This window comes from Streptococcus sp. 1001283B150225_161107_H12 (assembly GCF_015552665.1).
Lineage (GTDB): Bacteria > Bacillota > Bacilli > Lactobacillales > Streptococcaceae > Streptococcus.
Map to the genome: position 1 here is coordinate 120,586 of NZ_JADNFC010000002.1, position 23,312 is coordinate 143,897.

The 23,312-nt window shown below is 41.9% G+C and carries 21 protein-coding genes and 1 pseudogene; 3 read left to right on the forward strand and 19 right to left on the reverse strand.

The features are described from left to right. Positions 1–19: 19 nt before the first annotated feature. The 6 genes from I2C87_RS03920 to I2C87_RS03945 form a co-directional block, all read right to left on the reverse strand. The gene (locus I2C87_RS03920; protein WP_229046170.1) at positions 20–889 is read right to left on the reverse strand and encodes a GNAT family N-acetyltransferase; all 870 of its coding nucleotides are present in this window, start codon (positions 887–889) and stop codon (positions 20–22) included. 62 nt (positions 890–951) lie between these two features. Further along, entirely contained in the window at positions 952–1,581 is a 630-nt protein-coding gene (gene pyrE / locus I2C87_RS03925) for an orotate phosphoribosyltransferase (protein WP_195324024.1), read from the reverse strand. 386 nt (positions 1,582–1,967) lie between these two features. Further along, positions 1,968–2,660 (reverse strand): orotidine-5'-phosphate decarboxylase, encoded by a 693-nt coding sequence (gene pyrF / locus I2C87_RS03930; RefSeq protein WP_006596444.1) that lies wholly within the window; start codon positions 2,658–2,660, stop codon positions 1,968–1,970. A 373-nt stretch (positions 2,661–3,033) separates the two neighbouring features. Continuing rightward, positions 3,034–3,972 (reverse strand): dihydroorotate dehydrogenase, encoded by a 939-nt coding sequence (locus I2C87_RS03935; protein WP_195324025.1) that lies wholly within the window; start codon positions 3,970–3,972, stop codon positions 3,034–3,036. A 10-nt stretch (positions 3,973–3,982) separates the two neighbouring features. After that, entirely contained in the window at positions 3,983–4,789 is an 807-nt protein-coding gene (locus I2C87_RS03940; protein ID WP_195324026.1) for a dihydroorotate dehydrogenase electron transfer subunit, read from the reverse strand. A gap of 191 nt (positions 4,790–4,980) precedes the next feature. Then, a complete protein-coding gene (locus tag I2C87_RS03945) occupies positions 4,981–6,348 on the reverse strand; it encodes a DUF6688 domain-containing protein (RefSeq protein ID WP_195324027.1) in 1,368 nt (455 codons plus the stop codon). A gap of 141 nt (positions 6,349–6,489) precedes the next feature. Between I2C87_RS03945 and I2C87_RS03950 the strand changes: the two genes are divergently transcribed. Together I2C87_RS03950 and I2C87_RS03955 are read left to right on the forward strand one after the other, a co-directional pair. Then, complete coding sequence (locus I2C87_RS03950) at positions 6,490–7,398, forward strand: LysR family transcriptional regulator (RefSeq protein WP_048689847.1); 909 nt, start codon at positions 6,490–6,492, stop codon at positions 7,396–7,398. 9 nt (positions 7,399–7,407) lie between these two features. Then, entirely contained in the window at positions 7,408–8,340 is a 933-nt protein-coding gene (locus I2C87_RS03955) for a hypothetical protein (protein ID WP_195324028.1), read from the forward strand. A 30-nt stretch (positions 8,341–8,370) separates the two neighbouring features. Here the strand turns inward: I2C87_RS03955 and I2C87_RS03960 are convergent, their stop codons facing one another. The 9 genes and pseudogenes from I2C87_RS03960 to rpiA all read right to left on the reverse strand — a co-directional run bounded on the left by I2C87_RS03960 (position 8,371) and on the right by rpiA (position 16,735). Then, positions 8,371–9,336 carry a hypothetical protein gene (locus I2C87_RS03960; protein WP_195324029.1) on the reverse strand — a complete coding sequence of 322 codons (966 nt, stop codon included), beginning with the start codon at positions 9,334–9,336 and terminating at the stop codon, positions 8,371–8,373. Positions 9,337–9,462: 126 nt separating this feature from the next. After that, entirely contained in the window at positions 9,463–10,194 is a 732-nt protein-coding gene (locus tag I2C87_RS03965) for an NAD-dependent protein deacylase (protein WP_195324030.1), read from the reverse strand. Positions 10,195–10,204: 10 nt separating this feature from the next. Continuing rightward, on the reverse strand, positions 10,205–10,963 hold the full coding sequence (locus I2C87_RS03970; protein WP_195324031.1) for a hypothetical protein: 759 nt from the start codon (positions 10,961–10,963) through the stop codon (positions 10,205–10,207). Next, positions 10,963–11,673: a purine-nucleoside phosphorylase gene (deoD, locus tag I2C87_RS03975; RefSeq protein ID WP_040803271.1), complete on the reverse strand. Its 711-nt coding sequence runs from the start codon at positions 11,671–11,673 to the stop codon at positions 10,963–10,965. The genes I2C87_RS03970 and deoD overlap by 1 nt, the downstream gene beginning before the upstream one ends. 415 nt (positions 11,674–12,088) lie before the next feature. Beyond that, positions 12,089–13,348, reverse strand: a pseudogene (locus I2C87_RS03980) (chloride channel protein). A gap of 5 nt (positions 13,349–13,353) precedes the next feature. Further along, positions 13,354–14,163, reverse strand: coding sequence for a purine-nucleoside phosphorylase (locus I2C87_RS03985; protein ID WP_195324032.1), 810 nt, complete (start codon positions 14,161–14,163; stop codon positions 13,354–13,356). Between the two features lie 12 nt (positions 14,164–14,175). Next, a complete protein-coding gene (locus tag I2C87_RS03990) occupies positions 14,176–14,718 on the reverse strand; it encodes a DUF1697 domain-containing protein (protein ID WP_195324033.1) in 543 nt (180 codons plus the stop codon). A gap of 1 nt (position 14,719) precedes the next feature. Beyond that, a complete protein-coding gene (locus I2C87_RS03995; RefSeq protein WP_006596455.1) occupies positions 14,720–15,931 on the reverse strand; it encodes a phosphopentomutase in 1,212 nt (403 codons plus the stop codon). Between the two features lie 126 nt (positions 15,932–16,057). Next, positions 16,058–16,735 carry a ribose-5-phosphate isomerase RpiA gene (gene rpiA, locus I2C87_RS04000; protein ID WP_040803071.1) on the reverse strand — a complete coding sequence of 226 codons (678 nt, stop codon included), beginning with the start codon at positions 16,733–16,735 and terminating at the stop codon, positions 16,058–16,060. A 162-nt stretch (positions 16,736–16,897) separates the two neighbouring features. On the opposite strand from rpiA, the gene mnmE reads away from it, so the two are divergent. After that, positions 16,898–18,271 (forward strand): tRNA uridine-5-carboxymethylaminomethyl(34) synthesis GTPase MnmE, encoded by a 1,374-nt coding sequence (gene mnmE, locus I2C87_RS04005; protein ID WP_195324034.1) that lies wholly within the window; start codon positions 16,898–16,900, stop codon positions 18,269–18,271. 43 nt (positions 18,272–18,314) lie between these two features. Here the strand turns inward: mnmE and I2C87_RS04010 are convergent, their stop codons facing one another. The 4 genes from I2C87_RS04010 to I2C87_RS10040 form a co-directional block, all read right to left on the reverse strand. Next, entirely contained in the window at positions 18,315–19,127 is an 813-nt protein-coding gene (locus I2C87_RS04010; RefSeq protein ID WP_006596458.1) for a PrsW family glutamic-type intramembrane protease, read from the reverse strand. A gap of 413 nt (positions 19,128–19,540) precedes the next feature. Continuing rightward, a complete protein-coding gene (locus tag I2C87_RS04015) occupies positions 19,541–22,135 on the reverse strand; it encodes a TrlF family AAA-like ATPase (RefSeq protein WP_195324035.1) in 2,595 nt (864 codons plus the stop codon). Positions 22,136–22,658: 523 nt separating this feature from the next. Next, on the reverse strand, positions 22,659–22,790 hold the full coding sequence (locus I2C87_RS10120; RefSeq protein WP_267471999.1) for a hypothetical protein: 132 nt from the start codon (positions 22,788–22,790) through the stop codon (positions 22,659–22,661). Between the two features lie 14 nt (positions 22,791–22,804). Further along, positions 22,805–22,966, reverse strand: a complete 162-nt coding sequence (locus I2C87_RS10040) for a hypothetical protein (RefSeq protein WP_229046175.1) — start codon at positions 22,964–22,966, stop codon at positions 22,805–22,807. Positions 22,967–23,312: the final 346 nt, after the last annotated feature.

A 23,312-nucleotide genomic window follows, 5' to 3' on the forward strand; every position in this document is an offset into this window, starting at 1 on the left:
ATAGGGATTTCGCTGGATTCTATCGGCTCTCCATCAAATAGAGGACCTCAGTTTGGATGGTGAAGCCAAGCCCTAGATATAGACTCAGGGCTGCTTGATTCTCTTTTTCAACGACAATCTGAAATTGCTGCTCCACTTCTGTAGCCATCTGATTCATCACACTTCGTAAGAGATAACGTGCGTACCCTTTGCGGAGATGATCCGGGTCAACGGCTAATCCAAAGAAATAGGTCGTACCCTGAGATAGATCTACCGTAACAGAAGCAAGTACTTGCTCATGGTCACGCAAGACAAAGAGACGGGTATCCTGCCCCTCTAAGGACTCGGTCGCATACTTGAGGGCATAGTCAAGATCCGTATCAAAAGCCTTGGATTGAAAATGCGCGATTTCTTGGAGCATGGACTCCTCAGCTTCCAATACCATCAGTCCTTCTCTCTTCTCATGATTGGTGACCTGGCATGGGGCCTCCAACCACAGTTCGTGGTCTTCCTCCTCTGCCTCCACTAAATGAAAATGGCTAAGTAACTCTGGGTGCTGGTCCAAAAAGCGAAGTTCTGATACATACAGTCTATCGTCTAGCTGATAATCCTTGGCCAAGTCCATAAAGTCTTCCCATAAAAAACGAGCAATCCCTTGTCTACGAAAAGAAGGTGTCACAAAGAGCTGAACCTCAGCTTCTTTGGGTTCATCCGCATAGATGGACAAAAATCCAACCAGCTGTCCCTCCACCAATGCAAGAATAAAAGCTGGCATCATTAAATCAGCATTGTAGAGATTATCCAAATAGGGCAAGCGATAGGTATGGTCAATTTGGTGACAGGCTCTCACAAGCTGCTCACACTGCTTCTTTTCTTCTAGACTCAGACGAGTCCGTCTTTTAAGCTCCATAAAATTTCCTTTCATCACAAAAACAAAAGGAGAGCCAAGCGTTGGCCCTCCTCCATTATACTTTAGTCTTGCCAGGTTTCTTGGTTTTCCTTGAAACGGCGTAACAGATCCAAACCTTCAGAAGTAATGTAACCCTGTTCTTCTGCCAAATGAATCAATTCAGTGTAGTTAGACAAGGTTTCAAGTTGAACGCCAGCTTCCGCAAATTTCTTATCGGCTTTCTCCAATTGATAGGTGAAGATGGCCACAACACCAAGGACGTCTGCTCCTTCACGCTTCGCAGCTGCGACAGCCTCCAAAACAGACCCACCAGTTGAAATCAAGTCTTCCACTACCACCATCTTTTGACCTTGTGGTACACGGCCTTCAATTTGATTTCCAGCTCCATGGTCTTTTGGTTTGCTACGGATGTAGGCAAATGGCAAATTCATCTTGTCCGCAATAATGGCACCATGAGGAATCCCCGCAGTTGCCGTTCCAGCAATCACTTCTACTTCTGGGAAAGCTTCCTTGATTTTGTCCACGAAGCCATTTTCAATCAAGGTACGAGTTTCTGGATAAGCGAGGGTCACGCGGTTATCCGTATAAATAGGGGACTTGATCCCAGAAGCCCAAGTAAAAGGCTCTTCTGGTTTCAAATAAACGGCTTCAATTTTTAGAAGATGGCTGGCAATATCTTTAGCTAATGACATGATAACTCCTTTTTACGATTTTAATCGAATACGAATTAAATCAATAATTGATTTTTAAATGACTGTACAGGTTAGTGAATAGTTTAGCGAAGGCCCTATCGGGCTTCCCGTAGAACTACAAAAGTTTTACTTTTAATTGCAATTATTATTCCGACGATTTAGAGGATAAAACGATAATTTTCATTCTCATAATCTAGTGAATGCGTTAGGGAAGGTCCCATAGGACTTCCCGTAGAGCTACAAAAGTTTTACTTTTACTTGCATTTATTATTCCGACGATCTCAGAAGAGAAACGATAATTTTCTCTTCTGAGATCTAGTGAATGCGTTAGGGAAGGTCCTATCGGACTTCCCGTAGAGCTACAAAAGTTTCACTTTTAGTAGCTCTTACGCATTCCATTGTCTCTTAATTTCATGATAAGCATCCCATGGGTTTTCTGCTTGGATAATCGGACGTCCAACCACGATGTAGTCTGAACCGATGGCATGGGCTTCTTGTGGGGTCATGACCCGTTTTTGGTCGCCAATTTCTGCTCCCGCAGGACGGATCCCTGGGGTTACGCAGACAAACTCTTCTGAGGTAGCTTTCTTGATCAAATCAACTTCATGGGCTGAGCAGACAACGCCATCCAAGCCAGCTTCTTGCGCCTTACGGGCATAATTAACAACTGATTCTTGGACAGTGGTTTGGATGTTTTGGCAATCACGCATGTCTTCCTCACTGGTAGAGGTCAACTGAGTCACCGCCACCAACTTAGCTCCTGGTCCAAGTGCTTTTTTGGCTTCGCGCATCATCTCTACACCACCGGCTGCATGAACTGTCACCATATCCACACCAAATGTGCCTAGGACAGACATGGCTGACTTAACCGTATTTGGGATGTCGTGCAATTTTAGGTCCAAGAAAATGCTGTGGCCACGACCTTTCAGATAGTGAACAATTTCTGGGCCGACTGCATAGAAAAATTCCATTCCGATTTTTACAAAAAGTTTTTCATCTTCTGGGAAATGTTCTAGAAAGTTTTTGACATCTTCAAAAGCTGGAAAGTCAAGGGCGATGATGGGACGTTCTTCACGCATGGTTTTCTCCTTTTTATGGCTGACATTTTTTCCACAAAAAAACCTTGCCCGAGGCAAGGTTACACGAAAATTAGGTAGTATCTACCCTGATTCACCGTCTAGACCTTAGGAGCCTCTCTGGACCGCTTTAAAGGTTTTTCTACATTGTAGTACGATATGAAAGAAAAGTCAAGAAATAATCATAAAACGTTCGGATTCAATCTGTTTTTTTCATCTTTCGACTAGGGAAGATTCACAAACATGTCAAATTCTTGACGAAGATCCGATTTTCCTGTAAAATTTTTGTATGCTGAGTAAGGGTTGTTTAGTTGTAGCTTACTCAGTAGCCTGTTGGGGTTGTAGCCAGCAGGCATTTTTATTTTCTTGATAATCCTTATAATAGATTTTCTCGGACATGCCGACGCAAATCTTCCAAGCTAGTTATTCCATACTGATCCATGACCTTTGGTAAGTATTGGATAATGGTCGGACAAGCATATGGATCTGTAAAGTTAGCAGTTCCGACTCCGATTGCAGAGGCACCAGCAATAAACATCTCGAGGGCTGCTTCCGCTGAATCCACACCACCCATGCCAATAATTGGCAGTTTGGTCGATTGGGCTACTTGGCGGATGAGTTTCAAGGCTACTGGGAAGATAGCTGGCCCTGACATACCACCTGTGCCATTGGCAATGATGGGCTTACCAGTCTTTAGTTCAAAGCGCATTCCGACCAGCGTGTTGATCATGGTCAATCCACTAGCCCCTGCATCCTCTGCAGCCTTGGCGACTTGAGTAATGTCTGCCACACTAGGGGTCAACTTAACGTAGACAGGAACGGATGAGGCTTCTACCGCTGCTTTTACTGCATCATAGGCCAACTCAGGAACCTGTCCGATTAAGAGCCCATTGTTGCCATGGTCTACGTTTGGACAAGAGATATTAAGCTCGATGGCCTTAACATTTGGCGCTTGCGAGATCTTCCGCGATACCGTCGCATACTCTTCATTAGAGAAGCCAGCTACATTGGCGATAATCGGTAGATCTGGATAATGCTGAGCCAACCAAGGGAGTTTCTCTGCTAGGACCACGTCTACCCCTGGATTTTGGAGCCCAATGGCATTGAGCATGCCTGCAGGCGTCTCAGCAACGCGTGGTGTAGGATTTCCGAAGCGAGCCTCAGCAGTTGTCGCCTTGATCATAATGGATCCTAATAAGTCTAAATCATAGTATTTGGCATATTCCTGACCAAAGCCAAAACAGCCGGAAGCTGGAATGATGGGGTTTTTTAAGTCTAATCCTGGTAAGGATACAGCTAATCGATTACTTGTCATACTTTCCTCCCTACATCACAATCGTACCAGTTTCAAAGACCGGTCCATCTTCACACACGCGCTTATTGGCTGCTTGGCTTTCATTTTCTAAATGCACCACACAGGCATAGCAAGCACCCATCCCACAAGCCATACGCGATTCCATAGAAATGTAGGCGCGGGGATGGTCATGGAATTTGGTATTGACATATTTGAGCATGCCAGGTGCCCCACAAGAATAGATAGCATCAAACTCCTGGTCCATCTGATCAATGACCGTAGAAACATAGCCCTCAGTGCCATAAGAACCATCGTCTGTTGTAATGGTGACTTGGCCGTACTGTTTCAATTCTTCTTCGAGAATAACCGCTTCTTTATTGGCAAATCCAAGAACAGAATGGACTTCTACTCCCTGTTCATGTAGCTGTTTAGCCACTTGGACCAAAGGAGGTACTCCAATCCCACCGCCGATGATCAAGGCACGCGCCCCTTGACCAAGACCTTTTAGGTCAAAGCCATTTCCTTGAGGACCCATGACACTGAGGAAGCTACCGACAGGCAAGTGAGAAAAGATGGCTGTCCCTCCCCCTTCTACCCGATAGATGAGGCGACAGGTCTGGCTGTCTGGATCAATCTCTGAGATGGAAATAGGACGACGGAGGAGCTTGGAGTCATCCGGTACACGAATATGGAGAAACTGCCCCGGTAGCATCTGCTCCACCATTTCCCCCTTCAAGACCATTGAAAAAATCCGTGGCGCAATCTCTTCTTGAGCGATTAACTCCATGTCTTCCATCATGATTTTTCCAAACCGTTTCTTACAGCTGTCACTGACCATTGGTTTCCTCTTCTTTCTTCCAGCAAAAAAGACCTCGCGAAAGCAAGGTCCTACAAATGATCAGCTAGACTCGGTCCGCTGATCTTTTTTCTGTCTTTCCTTGCAGGCCTCTCTGGACCCCTTAAAGGTTAAATTTGTCTCATTATATCGCTCTCCTTGTCGCTTGTCAAGTAGAAGCCCGATGGCTCCGCTCATTTCCCATCTGTCTCAGGAGAAAACCCTTCTGGTACCGGTGGGATATACTGTAAAGCGATGCGATTTTCAGGCTTGCGATCGACCAAGTAGAGAACCAACAAGAAGATCCATTCCAGGGGCTTCATCAGATAGTAAATGACATCCATGGCCCATTTCTTCTTGATATGTTTGGCAAAGGGATAGCCATAGCGATCATAATTACAACGTAGGAAACGATGGAAACGTGGCGTCTTTTCTTCTAAGACCTGCTCAAAGGCATTGGCGATACAGAGCTGGCGATTCACCACAACAGGATGACCGTGCCGGACTCCCATCCGTTGGGGCTTGACAACTTTTTCATGGCCACCAGCCGCAACCGTACAGAGATAGTGCTCATCCATGATGAGATTCTGAGGAGGGATCTTTTCCGAGAAGGTCCAATCTGCCGTATTGGTCCAGGCCTTGACCAAGCTATCAGGACGTTGACCAAAGAGCATGAGAACCATGACCAATAGCGCTAACAAGGGGAGGGCAAAGACGACTGCCAACCAAGGCCAGTGTTTGGATTGATGGAGGATCAGGTGAAAGCGCTGGAGAATTGGATTGTCATAGACCCTAATAGGATCAGCACCCTCCCACTCCTTTATCCTGGTCCGCAGGAGACTAATGGAATAAACCAACAAGAAGACCGTGTGACAACCGATGACTTGCACCTGGATGTCAAATACTGCTAACAATACCAATCCCATTAATATCCCACTAATACAAAAGATATTTAAAAGTGGAGACAAGGAATTGGCATCTCGGTAAGAATAAATGACCAGAGCTAGGAAGGAAATCAGTGCCAAAGCAAGAATCGTCGGGAGAGCCTCCGACCAAATCATGGTATGCTTCTGCTCATTGATGAGCTGTTTGGTCCAATCATAATTTGTCAAATCCTTTACTAAATAGATGACGAAGGATTCCAGAATACAGCCAAAGACTCCTATCCAAAGGATCACAAAGTACTTGCGATTGTTAACCCTTCGTTTAATTTTTTCTTCTTCTTTCTCTTCATAGACACCGACCAGTTCCTTTTCCAAGGTCTGGGCCTGAATCGTAGACCAGCGAGATATAGCATACAGAATCACAAAGATATTGGGAACAAAATAACTAACCCCTAGAGCATGAACAAGAATTGTAACACTGTATATTGCGACTCCAAAAATAGCATTCCAGAAACCCAAAGATTGGATATTTCCTGGCAAGCTCCCTAGAATTAAAAAGACGTACAAACCAAGAAAAATCAGTAAATTGGTCATAAAGTTTATCTTTACTAAACTGGATAAAAATTTGGTCTCCAGTTCCTGATTCCATTTTTTGTACCATTGAGCAATTCTTTTCATAAAGCCTCCTAAGCACTATTTGTCATCATTCTATCAAGCCACACTCAATCCTTCAATTCTTAACCTGTTTTATAGGGAAAAATCCTTCTAGAGACTGATACTAGCTGGGATTTTCTGTCAAAAGTATGTTAAAATATAAGCATGAGAATCCAACAATTACATTACATTATCAAAATCGTCGAAACAGGCTCTATGAATGAGGCGTCCAAGCAACTCTTCATCACCCAGCCAAGCTTGTCCAATGCTGTGCGGGACTTGGAAAAAGAAATGGGAATTGATATCTTCATCCGTAATCCCAAAGGAATCACTTTGACCAAGGATGGGATGGAGTTCCTTTCTTATGCCCGTCAAGTCGTCGAGCAGACCCAACTCCTAGAAGAACGCTATAAAAATCCAGTAGCCAATCGGGAGCTCTTTAGCGTATCCTCCCAGCACTATGCCTTCGTAGTCGAAGCCTTCGTCTCTCTCCTCAAGAAAAGCGATATGGAGAAATACGAGCTCTTCCTACGGGAGACCAGAACCTGGGAAATCATCGATGACGTCAAGAACTTCCGTAGTGAGATCGGTGTCCTCTTCCTTAACGGCTATAACCGGGATGTCCTCTCCAAAATGCTGGATGACAGCCACCTCAAGGCAACCCACCTCTTCACTGCCCAACCTCATATCTTCGTCAGCAAGACTAACCCTCTAGCTAACAAAGAGGTGGTGAAATTAGAAGATCTAGAAGACTTCCCTTATCTCAGCTACGACCAAGGGACCCACAACTCCTTCTACTTCTCAGAAGAGATCCTCTCCCAAGAGCATCACAAGAAGTCCATCGTTGTCAGTGACCGTGCCACCCTCTTCAATCTCTTGATTGGTCTGGACGGCTACACCATTGCGACCGGTATCCTTAACAGCAACCTCAACGGAGACAATATCGTTTCCATCCCGCTAGATATTGATGACCCAATCGAGCTAGTCTACATCCAACACGAAAAAGCTAGCCTCTCTAAAATGGGTGAAAAATTTATCGAATACTTACTTGAGGAAGTCCAATTTGATAAATAAGGAGGGACTATGAAGGTAAAGAAAACCCTTATTGTTATCAGTATAGCTCTTGTTATTGGTTTGATTGCTTTTTTTAATGTTCATCCTATACCGACTCTATTCGAAATCCCCCCTCAAGTTACCTTGAGTTCCGATTTTAATGGCTATTTTGATTCTGAGTATCCATTAAAGGAAGATAAAGAAGCCGAAAATAGGTATTCATTAACATTTAGTATCGAAGGCATCAACCGCGTATCTTTAGATGATGTCAAAATCCTGGATCAAGATAACAAGGAACAAAGTATTTTGACATTTGAAAACGACTCAGAAGGAGAGAACACCCTCTGGTTCGCGGGAAAACCAAATACCAAGTACAAACTCAGTTATGAAGATCGTTTTTCAGATACCAAAGCAGAATCCTCTTTCACCACACCTTCAAATAGAACTGTATTTAAGGAAGTTCGAAAAGAAGGAGAGAATCTACTTGCTAACTATCTGAAAACGAACCTCCAAACAGAAATATATAGTAAACTAAATTCTAACTGGACCAATATTTCCCCTTATTATACTCCAACTGATGAGGAGAAAAAGGCCATTGCTGATGCCTATTGGGACTCATCCATGACCTATACTCTGGAATTCTATCAAGCTGATGCTTCTGCTTTCCGTTTTCTTATCCGTTATAAATGGTCACCGCCAGATATGGACGAGCTGAACAAAAAAATAAATGATCGTGAAGACCAACTAAAAAAAGAATTCAAGAATGATCCAAAAAAAGTATTCAAAACAGTTGTTTCAGAACTGCCAGAAATGATCAAGGAGACACCTCGGAAAGAAACAGAAGAGCAGACAGCTTCCTTAAGCTTTAATCGTGATTCTCCATCATTAGACAAGACTTCTGATAGACTAAGGATCATTGGGTTGGAAGATATTCTTAACACAATTGAAGAAATATATCCTTAAACGCACAACAACTCCAGATAGCTCAATTGGCTACCTGGAGTTGTTTAGTTTTTTATCAAGAACTTCAGTGGTATAGGTCATCTTGTCCGTGTAGGTTTTTGACCTTGATATAACTTTGACCGCCTTATCTCCTCCATCAACATCCTCTATAACATAGGTTTCAGTAATCGTTGTTTTAAAGGTGTCACCGGTTGTACTAATACCGACTGGAAGATTGGAGAATTGATTTGAATAAAATAAATTATAGAAAGCATAATCTTGCTTCACATCTAGCGTATTGGAACCCAAATCATAGCGTGTATCCCAATAATTTAATTCTTTTGAAGTATCATAATCATCAAAGAATGCTTGATTCTCTGCTGTTGAGTTTGATTGATACTGTAGAAAAAATACCGGGCGGAAATAATTAAAATCTGGTGCACCGCCATACTGATAATAGGTTTGCAATTTCCCTGTCTTCGTATTCTTCAGCTGAAACTGAATCTCTGTACTTGCTTCAGAAATTTGAAACAAGGTATCGCCTTGATAGAGCATCAAGACAGAGCCAAGTTCAATCGTACTACTTTTCTCATTCACATGCAATTCAGGAAAGCGATAAGATAGTTTTTTAAATAGTCGTGAATCGATACTTTCCTCACTAAAAGCCGGGCCACTTCTAGAGGTAAAGATTGGAATAGTTGCTTTACTTTTATCAGTAAAGGTTACATGTAATACAGAATCATTATCATATAATCTTACATCTGTTCTTGTGGACTCTTCCCACTGACCATCAGAAGGTTTCTCAACATCTTTATCATAGATAAATTCGATGTTGATATCTTGAATGACCTTTTTTTGAGGTTTGACGTCACTGACCTTATAATTATAAACCTTATGATAGATATGTTCTGAATCAAACCACTCAGGCTTGATGTAATAACGAAGACCGATATAGCCAATAAACAAACCAACTAAAGCCAGAAGGACATATTTCCTCTTAATCTTCACCTTCTTCATACTCACCTCCTGGGAAATTTATTTCATTATATCATAATCACCATCATTATTATAGACTTGCTAATGAGAGAATGATCAATAAAAACACCTGAAACAAGTGGATTTCCACTTCTCTCAGGTGTTCTTTTATTGTCTTAATTTCGAAAACACTTCCCCAATTTTCCCTTCGATGACCAGGTCTGCTTGCTTGTCCTGTGGGATACTAGTCTTATTGATAACGACCAGCTTCTTCCCTTGGAAATACTGGATCAAGCTGGCTGCTGGGTAGACGACGAGGGAGGTACCACCGATAATCAGCAAATCAGCTTCTTGGATGGCTTGGGCTGCTTGGCTAAAGACGTCCATATCGAGAGGTTCCTCGTAGAGGGTTACATCCGGTTTAACCACCTTACCACAATCGAGACAGTGTGGAACTGGGCCTTCTAAAGCTAGAAAGCCTTGCAGATCATAAAATCGCTGGCAACTCGTACAGTAATTACGGTCGGCACTACCATGGAGTTTCAAGACTTTTTTAGACCCTGCCATTTCATGGAGACTATCAATATTTTGCGTCACCACTGCCTTGAGCTTACCGGTCTCTTCCAGCCAAGCCAGATAGCGATGGGCTGCATTGGGCTTGGCATCTGGATAGAGCAAGTATTTCTTATAGAAGTCGAAAAAGTCCTCTGGATAGCGCTCAAACATGGTATGAGAGACCAGTTGCTCAGCCGTAAAATGGCGCCCCAATGTGACGCTATAGACGCCGTCCGAACTTCTAAAATCTGGAATATTGGATTCTGTAGAGACGCCTGCCCCACCGAAAAAGACGATCCGTTGACTCTGATCAATGATTTCTTGCAACTCTTTCAGTTTATCCATGTCTACCTCCTTACAAGAGTGCCTCGATAACAGCATTGGCCTGATCGAAATAAAAAGGTTCTCGCTGGTAAACAATCCCCGTATCCTGAGCCAAACTCACCAAGAGCTCCATAAAATGCTGGGAAGAGAATCCAGTCGTCCGGTGGAGTTCCTCTTCATCAAAGGGTTTGATCAAGTGAGCTAGAGGATTGCGGACAGATTTCTCCAACTCCCGCAGTTGCTTGGCCGCATCCTTGGTGGAATCTGTCAAGTCCAAGTGTAAGATCAACTCCGTCAAACTGGACGAATTGACCGCACTCTCACTATGGAATTGTTGCAAGGCTGGATTGTCAGAGGCCCGAATCTTGTCAAACTTCCAATGGTCATAGCTGGACTCCTTGGAGTTGTGGATGTAGTCTGCAATATCTGGGATTTGCATCTCAATCAAGCGCATAAAGATCCGATAGATAGCAGGACTCACCGCCCGAATGAAGTCGATGATCTGCTCATTGCGAAGCTTGGCCTCTAAATCATACAGATAGTTAGCCAACTGTTCCTCTTCTGGGTCCTCATGCCAAAAAAGCTGAAAACCAGTCACTTCTAGCAACTCGGTTTTCAACTTTGGGTTCATGACCGGTTGGATATTGAGCTCTCGACGCTCCGCCATTAGCTGCAATAAGATCAAGACCAGCTCTGGCACGCCTTTCTGCTTCTTTGCAGAGCGAAGGGCCCGACTATACTGGTAGGTCTGAAGGTCGTAGAGCCACTCATCATGAAGGTATTCTGTCATTAGTCTGCGATCAAGGTTTCAAGACCAACTTTCATCATGTCTGTGAAAGTATTTTGACGTTCTTCAGCTGTTGTATCTTCATCTGGATTGACCAAACTGTCTGAAATAGTCATAATAGCAAGCGCATCAACATGGTGTTGAGCAGCAAGATAGTAAAGAGCTGCTGCTTCCATTTCTACAGCTTTGACACCCCACTTACCAAGTTCAATGTTCTTTTCACCATAGTTTGAATAGAAGACATCAGAAGACAAGACATTACCAACGTGAGTGGTCATGCCAAGGTCTTTGGCAATGTGGTAGGCCTTATCTAGCAAATCAAAGCTTGCGATTTGTGGGAAATCGTATTGAGGCCAGTCGTTGCGAATGATGTTTGAGTTGGTTGCGGCAGCTTGCGCCAAGACCAATTCACGGACGTGGACATCGCCATTCAAAGAACCAGCTGTACCCACACGGATCAATTTCTTCACACCGTAGTCTACTATCAACTCACGCGCATAGATGGAGATCGATGGCATCCCCATTCCAGTTCCCATGACAGAAACACGATGACCTTTATAAGTACCCGTGTAACCAAACATGTTACGGACTTCGTTGAAGCAAACAGCATCTTCAAGGAAGTTCTCAGCGATAAATTTCGCACGAAGAGGATCTCCAGGAAGGAGAATTTTATCAGCAATTTCACCTTGCTTAGCAGCAATATGGATAGACATAATTAAGATACCAAGGGCGTTAAAGAGGCAAAGTAAAAATAGGAAATCCGACAAAGATGCTACGCATCTAGAAGGATTTATCTTTTTTACACAGCCTCTAGCCCGGGTTCAATTCAAACCCGAACTACCCTTCCTTTCATTTTTTGTTTTGAAAAGCTTTCCGCTCGTGTTCAAATCAGAACACATGCTCTACCTTTCTGTGTGTATTTTTTTGAAAAACTTTCTGCTCATGTTTACATCGCAACACAAACTCTAGCTTTCTGGATTCATCATAGAGGCCAGGCATCAAAAGTGAGGTTTATTCCAGCCCTAACAAGCCTGGTTCCTTATATGCTTAGTTAAATTATACCATAAGAAGATAGGTTTCATCTAGCTTGTAGGGTAAATCCCCTATATAAAAACTACTGAATCTTATCTACTGGAGACTCCTTGATTTTTTCCCCATCAGATGATCCAATCCTTTGGAGAAACCAACAGTTAGAAAAGCTGTCAGCAAGAGATAGGGTAGAGCTGTTAACCCTTGTCCAGTAAACCCAAGGACCAAGCCCGTCGCAGATAAGGGAGCTTTTAAGGTCACTGTCAAGAAGATAACCGAACCTAGGAGAAAGAAAGCTGGAGTATTTCCAACACCAAGTACCAAAGAGATGAGGGCTGCTCCTGCCATTCCCAGTGCAAAGGAAGGCGTCAGAGTCCCTCCATAGGCACCTGCTCAAAAGGTAAGCAGAACGACTAGAGCTTTTAGGGTTAATAGAAGAAAGATTGTCTGCCATGTGCCCCCATTGAGGATTTCCTGAGCCATCATCCGCCCATTTCCAAGCAGGTGGGGCTGGAAGCTTGCTAGACCAGCTAGGAAAACAAATGCTAATGGCAAAGTGATAAGAATTCGTTTGTCCTTAATTCGATAAATGGATGCCTTCTTTGTGAAACGGGCAAAGTGCCAGGCGACTGGAGTCAGTAAGGCAATGAAGATAACCATCTGCCATAAGACAGTAGGGGACCAAGTTATTTCAGACACTTGGTAGAGGGCCCGATCTGAGATGACCCAGCCTGCTGTATAAGCAGCCACATAAGTGGTAATCCCGGCCAAGACAAAGCGTTTCATCGAAAAAGCCAGCCCAAAGGTTTCAAAGATAAAAAAGACACTGGTTAGTGGCACTTGGTAGACCGCTGCCAAGCCTGCGCCAGCCCCGCAAGCGATCAGAAAGATGCGGTCCTGAAACGATAAGTCTAGTACTCGTCCAAGAGGAGGCGCCAACAAGGAACCAATCTCCCGTGGTGCTCCTTCTTTTCCTACTGGTGCACCAGCTCCTACGGCAATGATTTGCCAGGTGGAATGGAGCATCTGCTCCCAGAAATGAAGACGAGGACGTGAAGGCTCCTCCTTCATCTGGCCTTTGATAGAAAGAATGTTTCCCTTTCGCTGTAGGAGATACCAGACCAAGGCTGAGCTGGCACCAACAAGAAACAGACTGGTCCAAATCCGTGAAGGCGGAACTCCATCTGTCAAAAAGCCAAACTGGTGCTCTGAACGCCCAAAAGCCAATCCTTCCACTAACTCTAAAAGGTAATGAAGCAGGATACCCGCTAAACCCGAAACGAGCCCTAGCAGACAAGCTGCTAGGACTAGTCTTCGTTTATAGGGAATTGTTTGAAGAGATCTCACAATTCTTTCCAAGGTTCTTACAATTCAGCAAGAATCGCTTTTACCAATCCTTTGAAGTCGCCCTTAACGCGTTCTGTCACTTCGACTACTTCTTCGTGGTTGAGCTCTTCTTGGAAACCAGCTGCAAAGTTGGTAATACATGAAATACCAAGAACCTTCAAGCCAGAGTGTGCTGCAACGATGACTTCTGGAACAGTTGACATACCAACAGCATCTGCACCAAGTGTTTTATACGCACGGATTTCAGCTGGAGTTTCGTAGGTAGGACCAGTCACACCAATATAAACTCCATCATCCAATTTAATACCCAATTTGTCCGCTACTCGATGAGCAGTCTCGCGGTATTCTGGAGTGTAAGCTTTGGACATATCAGGGAAGCGTGGACCAAAGTCATCCAAGTTTTCACCGATCAATGGGTTTTGACCTGTCATATTGATGTGGTCAGTAATAGCCATCAAGGTACCAGGACCGAAGCCGATACCTCCAGCAGCGTTGGTTACAAGCACTCCTTTACAGCCCAAAACTTTCATGACACGAACTGGGAAAGTCACCGCTTCCAATGGGTTTCCTTCGTAGAAGTGGAAACGACCTTGAAGTGCCAATACCTTACGTCCAGCAAGATCACCATAAACCAATTTACCAGCGTGTCCGACTACTGTGGATTGACCCCAGTTTGGAATGTCAGAGTAGTCTACTACGACGGCATTTTCGATTTCCTCAGCCAATTCTCCAAGACCTGATCCAAGGATCAAACCAAACTCAGGAGCTTCGATTCCTTTGCCCTTCAAAAATGCTGCTGTTTCATTGATTTTTGCTAATAATGTCATTGTGTTCTCCTTTTATTTTTTAAGTAATGTACCGATTTTGTCAAAGGTGTTGGCGTTGCGAATAGTCATCTGGCGATAGAAAGGCATCTTCATCAGGTGTTTGTGGTAGGCCGTTTTAGCATAGCTTTCTTCTGAGAATTTCCCCCAGAAAACCGCTAGCTTGCCAAAGTGGAGCACTTCTTCTCCTAAATCTAAAGCCAGCAGCTTCTCTTCTACGGATTCCCTACCCAAACCCTCGGTGTAAAAGAGGACATCCTTACGAGCCATCTCTTCTGTCCACCATTCCGGTAAGTTCGCACATTCTGCTTCATAGTCTTCTCGACTCAAGAGAGAAAAGCGCTCAATAAAGGGATAATGGTTCCCAAAGAAGGTCGACAGCCCCTCCACTAATTGAGTCCGCGAAAGATCCGTCGTAAAGAAGATATTGCCACTATTGATGTAGGTTTCCACTTGGCCGAGGCCTAGAACCGTCAATTGCTGACGCAGATCCGCCATGACCACCTTATTCTTGCCGCCAACATTGATTCCTCTTACGAGTAAGGCAAATCGCGTCATCTTAGACCAATTTATCTAAGAAGCTTTCACCGATCATGGCTTTCTCCACACCGAAGTTGTCCGCCACTGTAGCTGAGATATCCGCAAAGTGTCCAACAGGGATCAAGCCACTACCTTTGAAGGATGGGCTATAAGCCAAGAATGGGATGTATTCACGCGTATGGTCTGTACCAGCGTAAGTTGGGTCATTTCCGTGGTCAGCCGTGATCATCAAGAGATCATCTTCTTTCATAGCAGCGATGATTTCTGGCAAGCGCTCATCAAACTCATGCAAGCAATCACGGTAACCGTGTGGATCACGACGGTGTCCATAAAGGGCATCGAAGTCTACCAAGTTAGTGAATGAGAATCCATGTTTAAAGTCTTCTGATTTCATAGCCTTGATCAAGTTGTCAATACCGTGGCTGTTTGATTTGTTGTGGCCCATATCGTGGTTGATACCAGCACCATTGAAGATATCACTGATCTTTCCAACTGAGTAAGTATCGATACCAGCTTCGTTCAATTTGTCCAAAACAGTTGGCGCAAATGGTGAAACAGCCAAGTCACGACGGTTGGCCGTACGTGTGAAGTTTCCTGGTTCCCCAACATATGGACGAGCAATAATCCGTCCAAGAAGTGCTGGACGTTCCAACGTAATAGAACGAGCATATTCACAGATACGGTAGAGTTCATCCAAAGGAATAATCTCTTCGTGGGCTGCGATTTGAAGAACTGGGTCAGCTGATGTATAGATGATTAACTCGCCTGTTTCCATTTGACGTGGTCCGAAGTCATCGATGACCGCTGTACCAGAATAAGGTTTGTTAGCTTCGCGGATGACCTTACGACCTGAGAATTCTTCAATCTTAGTAATAATTTCTTCTGGGAATCCATTCCAGAAAGTATCAAACGGTTCTGTAATATTAAGACCCATGATTTCCCAGTGACCTGTCATGGTATCTTTTCCAAGAGAGACTTCTTCTAACTTCGTTGCGTAACCAGTTGGATTGCTCTCAGCAGGTACAGTCTTTAAGGGTTGTTCACGCGGAATATTTCCAAGACCAAGCTTTGCCATGTTTGGTACATTCAAACCAACTGCTTTTGAAATGTGTCCAAGTGTGTCAGATGCGCCATCAGGTACACCGGCATTGACAAAGTTATTAGCATCTGGAGCTGCTCCGATCCCTACTGAATCCAATACAACTAAATGCATACGATTAAATTTTGGCATTTTGAATGTCTCCTTTATAATTTAAACTGAATACAGTATAACACAATTTTTTGAAAATGTAACGCTTTCATATAAAATTTTATAAATAAGTTTTATATCCGTAGAAAAAAGGACAAAATGCCCTTTTTAAAGTGATTTGCTAATGATTTTTGGACCTTCTGGTGTCCCTACGATGACTTTGGAAACCATTCCTAAAAAGAGACCATGATCGACAACACCGACAGTCCGGTCCAACTCTTCTGCTAAGGCTTCAGCATCTGGGATCACTTTCAAATCCAAATCAATAATAAAGTTCCCTTGGTCGGTCACAAAGCGCTGGCCATCTTTTTCACGATAAGCTGGTGAATAGCCCTTCTTTTCAAAATGACGGAAAAGATTCTCTGCTCCGTATTGAACCACTTCTACCGGCAGTTTAAAGGCACCAAGCGTCTCCACTTGTTTAGACTCATCGACAATCCAGATGCAGTCTTTTGAGTTGGTCGCAACGATTTTCTCCATCAAGAGAGCACCGCCCCCACCTTTGATGCCGTTCAAAGCAGGGTCTACTTCATCCGCACCATCTACGGTCAAGTCTACCACTTCTACATCATCAATGGCTTTGAGAGGAATTCCCAAGCCTTCTGCCTGTTCATAGGTCACGCTTGAGGTCGTTACAGCAGTAATCTTCAAGCCTTCTTCCTTGATACGACGCCCCAATTCAGCCACAAAATAATAAGCAGTTGACCCTGTACCAAGACCGACAATCATGCCGTCAGTAACAAACTCAGCCGCCTTAATGCCTACCTGTTCTTTTAGGTTTACCATCATAGACCTCCATTTCTATTCATATTTAGTATAGCATATTGGCCGACAGATTTCACTTCTTAACTGAAAACCTTTTCAACTCCTCCTTCTAAAAGCAATATCTTGCCCCTCTTGCTAGTTTACGATAGAATAGAAGGGAATACACAGGAAAAGAGAAGATACATGATTACTAGAGAATTTGATACTATCGCTGCTATCTCGACTCCGCTCGGTGAGGGGGCTATCGGAATCGTCCGCTTGAGCGGAACAGACAGCTTTAAAATCGCACAAAAGATCTTCAAGGGTAAAGACTTGAATAGCGTGGCTAGCCATACCCTCAACTACGGCCATATCGTGGATCCAGATAAGAATGAGATCCTCGACGAAGTCATGGTCGGAGCCATGCGCTCTCCTAAGACCTTCACTCGCGAAGACATCATCGAGATCAATACCCACGGTGGGATCGCGGTGACCAACGAAATCCTACAATTGGTGATCCGCGAAGGCGCTCGATTAGCTGAACCAGGGGAATTTACCAAGCGGGCCTTCCTCAATGGTCGTGTCGATTTGACCCAGGCTGAGGCGGTCATGGATATTATCCGCGCCAAGACTGACAAGGCTATGAACATCGCTGTCAAACAGTTGGACGGATCCCTATCTGACCTCATCAACAACACCCGCCAAGAGATCCTCAATACCCTGGCTCAGGTCGAAGTCAACATCGACTATCCTGAGTACGACGATGTAGAGGAAGCAACGACCGAGATCATCCGTGAGAAGACAACGGAGTTTGAAGCCCTCTTGACCAATCTCCTTAAGACAGCTCGCCGTGGTAAGATCCTCCGCGAAGGGATCTCTACTGCTATCATCGGTCGTCCAAACGTCGGTAAGTCCAGCCTTCTCAACAACCTCCTGCGTGAGGAAAAAGCCATCGTGACCGATATCGAAGGGACAACCCGGGACGTCATCGAGGAATACGTCAACATCAACGGGGTGCCTCTCAAGCTGGTCGATACAGCTGGGATCCGCGAGACCGAGGACATCGTCGAACGCATTGGGGTGGAGCGCTCTCGCAAAGCCCTTAAAGAAGCCGACCTGGTCCTTCTGGTCCTCAATGCCAGTGAACCCTTGACCGATCAGGATCGCCAGTTGCTGGAAATCTCTCAAGACAGTAACCGCATCATCCTCCTCAACAAGGTCGACCTCCCGCAGCAAATCGAGTTGGACGAGATTCCTGCTGATCATATCAAAATTTCTGTCCTGAAAAATCAAAATATCAACCAGATCGAAGACCGGATCAATGCCCTCTTCTTCGAAAATGCTGGCCTGGTCGAGCAAGATGCTACATACCTCTCCAATGCTCGCCACATCTCTCTCATTGAGAAAGCAGTTGAAAGCCTCCAAGCAGTCAACGAAGGCCTGGCTATGGGCATGCCAGTAGATCTACTCCAAGTCGATCTGACACGCACCTGGGAAATTCTCGGAGAAATCACAGGGGATGCTGCACCAGACGAGCTCATCACCCAACTCTTCAGCCAGTTCTGTCTTGGAAAATAATCATCAAAAAAATCGTATGTTGCAAACATACGATTTTTTATTGTTAATTTCCTTGGTCCAGACTTTGGACAGTGAGGTAGGCTTGGTAGACCAAGAAGAGTCCTACTGCTGTTAAGAATGGAATAGCGAGAGGGAGTTCTGTCTCGATTTGGCCAAATGGTGAATTGCCGACAAAGTGAAGGCCAAAACCAGATACAAAATAGAACCAACCCGTCAGCATCAACTCCTTGCGACCTTTTGTCGCTTGGACGATCAAGAAGAGACCCACCATGAATAGGGCTGTGTAGACCCAGTGTGATACGACCCCATTCATGATCCGACCTAGGATACCAGATACTGCGTATGAAAAGCCTTCTGGCATGTCTTGACGGATATAGGCAAAGTCCTCCACAATCTGGAAACCAAGACCAGATGCAATCGCTAAAAGGAAGATAGATTTGATCCGACGTACATTGAACAAGTAGAGGACAAAGAAGATCGGAATCAACTTGAAGGGTTCCTCAAAGAGGGGTCCTGCAATGGCACTCTCATACTGGTTCCAAAAATCGCTATTTGGCGCTACCGCTTGAATCATCTCATGGAAATAGGTATTGGCAAAACTAGATAACCAACCTGCTATAAAGCCCCCACCTAGGAGAGAAAAAAGAACCGGAATCCAGGACAACTTCCACTTCTTGGCGAAATGAAAGAGAGCCCAAACAGCAGGAATCGCATAAACTAGGAGCAAGAGGACAGAGATACCAATAATCCCATACTGACTGCCTGTCATCCAACCAGCTGTGATAGACTGCGTCTCATAGGCCAGACCAATCGAGAGCAAGAATAAAAATAGAAACAAAATCGATTTGCGTTTCATAAAAAACCTTTCTTTATAACAATTAAAAAGGCTGGAATCCCAGTCTTTTTGTCTATATGGATATTGTAACAATAAAAGCTTAAAAAAACAATAAATGGCTACGGGAAATAGCGAGTGCTGGTTATTGCCAATACTTGCGATGAAGAATTCTACATGATAAAACATAAGACATAACATTGTCAGGAAAATCAGGTTGAGTTTTTACTCATCGGGTTTCAGTGCTATCCCTGAAACTTCGGTTTCTAAACAACTGGAATTGCGATTAAATAGTTCGCCCCCAGTGTTATCAGTTCTAGACTTCAGTCTTGACTTATTTAAACTAGTAAAAGGCTCTTAAAAACATATAATAGATCTGCTATCTTGAATCAATATAAGTTTAAGAATCAAGATGAAATGTATAAAATTAATATTTTCTAGTGATTAAAACTATATTTATTTTCTCTATTAATAAATGCATCTTCTCCACCCTCTAGAATATCACAAACATGTGTTCTAATACTCTGTTTTTGAAGTATAAATTGAGATTCTAAATTGTTCTTATTATTCTCTAATGCTCCATTTATATAGTCAAACTTCTCACCATTTTGATTTGGAAAATCATCAGATTGTTGATTTGCTACAATAATATTTTCTGCATCTCCAGCTACAACTATATTGGGATTATGAGTAACAATTATTATTTGCCGTTTTAGTTTGGTTTGTTTAATATACTGCGTTAGTTGATTATATATTGCTCTATTATCCAAACTGTCTTCAGGCTGGTCAATTAATACTGGGATTTTACTATCCGAAAATTCCAATATTAATTTTAATACTATAAATGCTTTTTTCCCAGGAGACATTTGATCAAACTTATCACCTTGATATTCGATTTCAAATTGATAGTCATAAAAATTTGTTGTAAAAAAATGCTCTATATGGTTTAACTTATTTCTATTACCATTAAATGTGAGATTATCATCTTCAAATATTGAGTCAATTACCTCATCAAAAGAATTTGTTAGTTTATCTATAAAATCTTGTTTTGAACGACCACGGGCACTGATGTAATCAAATTCCAGTTCAAGATCTTTTAAATTAAATTCAATTGAGATTTTTAAACTATCGTCATCTTCAATTTTAAAAGAACTTAACAAATCCTCTCTATATTTGGAATAAACTTTATATTTTGAAATAATTTTATTCTTGATATCTATATTCTCTTTATCAAGTTCATTTTTTCTATTTTTGAATTTTTCAATCCTAGATAAATTATCATATTCACCCTTAATAAGAGAATTTAATCTTGCTATTTCTGAATTATTTTTAGTAGCCTCAATACATCTTTTATAAGTACTATCATTTTCTATACTATTTATCTTATTTTCATTAATTCGAATTTGATCTTCTTTATTTAATTTAATTCTTCCAATTTCATATTCTTGTTGTTTTCTAAATGTATCTTGTAATCTAGCATTCAGTTTACCAATCTCGATTCTCAAATCTGGTGAAGGCGACAATGTATTATCATAACTTTTAATTTCAAATGTAATTGGTGGTATACTAGATAAATATTTTAAATCGGATTCATAAATGGCTCTTTTGTTTTTTAACTCTTGTAATTCTCTATTTTGAGTTTCAAATAACTTACCCTCCATTTCAGATATCTTACTATCATTCATTAATATTTTTATATTAGCCTCATAGTTTTCTATTCGATTTTTCGTAGCTTGCTCCTCTGCTTCAGGCTTAACCAACTCACTAATTGAATTTTGATTCTCTTTATAATTTTCAAGCAACTCAATAATTTCAATTCGCAAATTGTTACAGTTTTGCTCATATTTCTTTAGCTCAAGGTCCATATCTTTTGACTGAATAATACTTCCCACTAAATCCTTAAGTTTCTCCCTTTCTCTAGCTAAAGTATACATATGCTCTTGAGGTATATACTCAATGCGTCTAGAATTTTCTTCTTGTTGGTCTTTCCAAATAATTTGAAAATCATCCAAATTTTCAAATGAGTAGGCCTTAGTACTCAATTCATGTCCCAATTTTTTCGCAATTGAATTTAATAAAGTTGACTTACCAGTTGAACGTCCCCCAATAATTGCATTTAAATTTTCAGATAAATATATGTTACAATTCTTATAATGGACGCTGTCAATGACAAGTTCATCTTTTTCAAGAATTGGTTTATCTTTCTTAACACAAATACGATACTCAGGTTCATATTTTATTTGCTTTAAACCTTCAAAAGTTAAATCAGCTTTAACCCAAGAATATTTTGTTCCGATTTCTTCTAATGAATGAGCATCTGAAGATTGAAGTAATGGCCTAACATATGGTGAATGATTCAGCCAGTATTCTCTATCGTTCATGATATTATTATGAGCACATTTTTTATCTTTACAAGTTGCTGGATCATCACAACTCGAATGAATCAGAAAATCTGATTTAACACAGATATTTTCATAAACTGCCATATTTTTAGGATCAGAGTCGCTAGTAGCACTACCGTGACCTCTAGCAAGAAAACCAGTCAAAAACCTACCACCTAAATCATTATCGTAATTTAACACGTTCATCAATGTACTGAAATCAATATTTGCAACATTTTCAATTTCACTATTTGTTAGAGTATTAAAAGATTTATCTGTGCTACCAATATTAGCTTTTAATTGTGCAAGTATATTTTTTATAGTTACATCTTCTAACTCATTATCAAAAATTATATGGTAATCAAAAAGTTGGTCATGTTTATTGATGTATGAAAGTCTTACCTCAAGATTTAAGAAAGTTGCTATACCTATATTGTTTAACTTATTTTTTAACCTAAAGTCTTCCTCAGTAAAATTAAAATAATTCGTCAATCCAACTGCAGAAATATTACTTTCTATTATTTTTTGAATAAATTTATCTTCAAATATTTTTCCTTTACCATCTGATAATCCAAACTGATTATTTACCATAGTATATGGAGAGTGGATATGCATATCCCATTTTCTATATTCTGATCCTCTGTTTGACACTTTTATCCTCCAATTTATCATACTAATTTTATTAAAGTGATTACATCTCTCTCAATCTTTCCCTAACTTCATCCTTACTTACCTCTTCGTTAAAGAATGGTAAGCCAACGATTCGGTACCGATCATCATCTATGAGAGTTTTCGCTTCGTCTCGCTCAGAAATTTGACGCAAGAACTCTTCCTTCCAACCTTCTTTACCGTTTACAAATGTACCTTCTGAATCTAAAAATTGACTTCCTTTAGGTTCTATAAAAATATGCCATGAAACATTATCATAGACCTATGTAATTAATGAGTTTTATATAAATATTTTAGGTTATTATTTAACAGTTAATAACTCCAAAACTAAACCATTCTTAATCAGACCTCCTATCGATTATTATATTAATACAATTTTACCCCTTCTTTCCTAAAAAATCAAACCATTATATGCAATTGTCTGGAATATTTTACTAATTTATTACTAGCTCTAAATCCCCCCATTCCTTCATAGTCAAAACAAAAAAAGCGTGATTTCACGCTTTTAATCTTCCCATTTTAGTTGGTTAATTTCTGCAAAGGCATCATCCTGATGGATCGCTTTTTCCACCTTCTCTACTTGGACGACTTGGAGAGGGATGTTCTTAAAAGGTCCCCAGTCTGTAACGACCGTCATTCGATACTATTTCTTTACGATCCAGCTTTTTCTTCCCTTACATCGATACTCCCTACTCGTACTTGAGCTTGGTAGCTTTCATGGATCAAGCATTGAGTCAAGGCTCTGAAGCGCTCGCCCTCATCTGCTATCTCCAGCTTGGCCAGCAACTCTTGGTCACTGACATCTTTTATCAAGCTTCTTCTTAGGTAGCTATCAAATCCTTTCAGATACTTGAATCCTAGCCAAAGCAAGCCCAGGATCAGGATCAAAAAGAGGATGATAAAGATATAGTGAGAAAAATTAGAAAGTCTGAGCCTTTTGCATTGGACTCACCAGTGAAAAACAAGAAGAGAAAACTCAGTAAGAATAACGATGGCACCAGAAAGAAAATCCAGAAGATGGTCGATCCGTACACAAGAAAATCAGAGAGAAATTTCCTCACAATTAAGGCTCCAATCGAGCCTTTCTTTTGTGTTCGCGTCTTGGCTGACTGATTCATTTTTCCCATGGCCTACTCCTTTCGATCTATCTGCCACATTT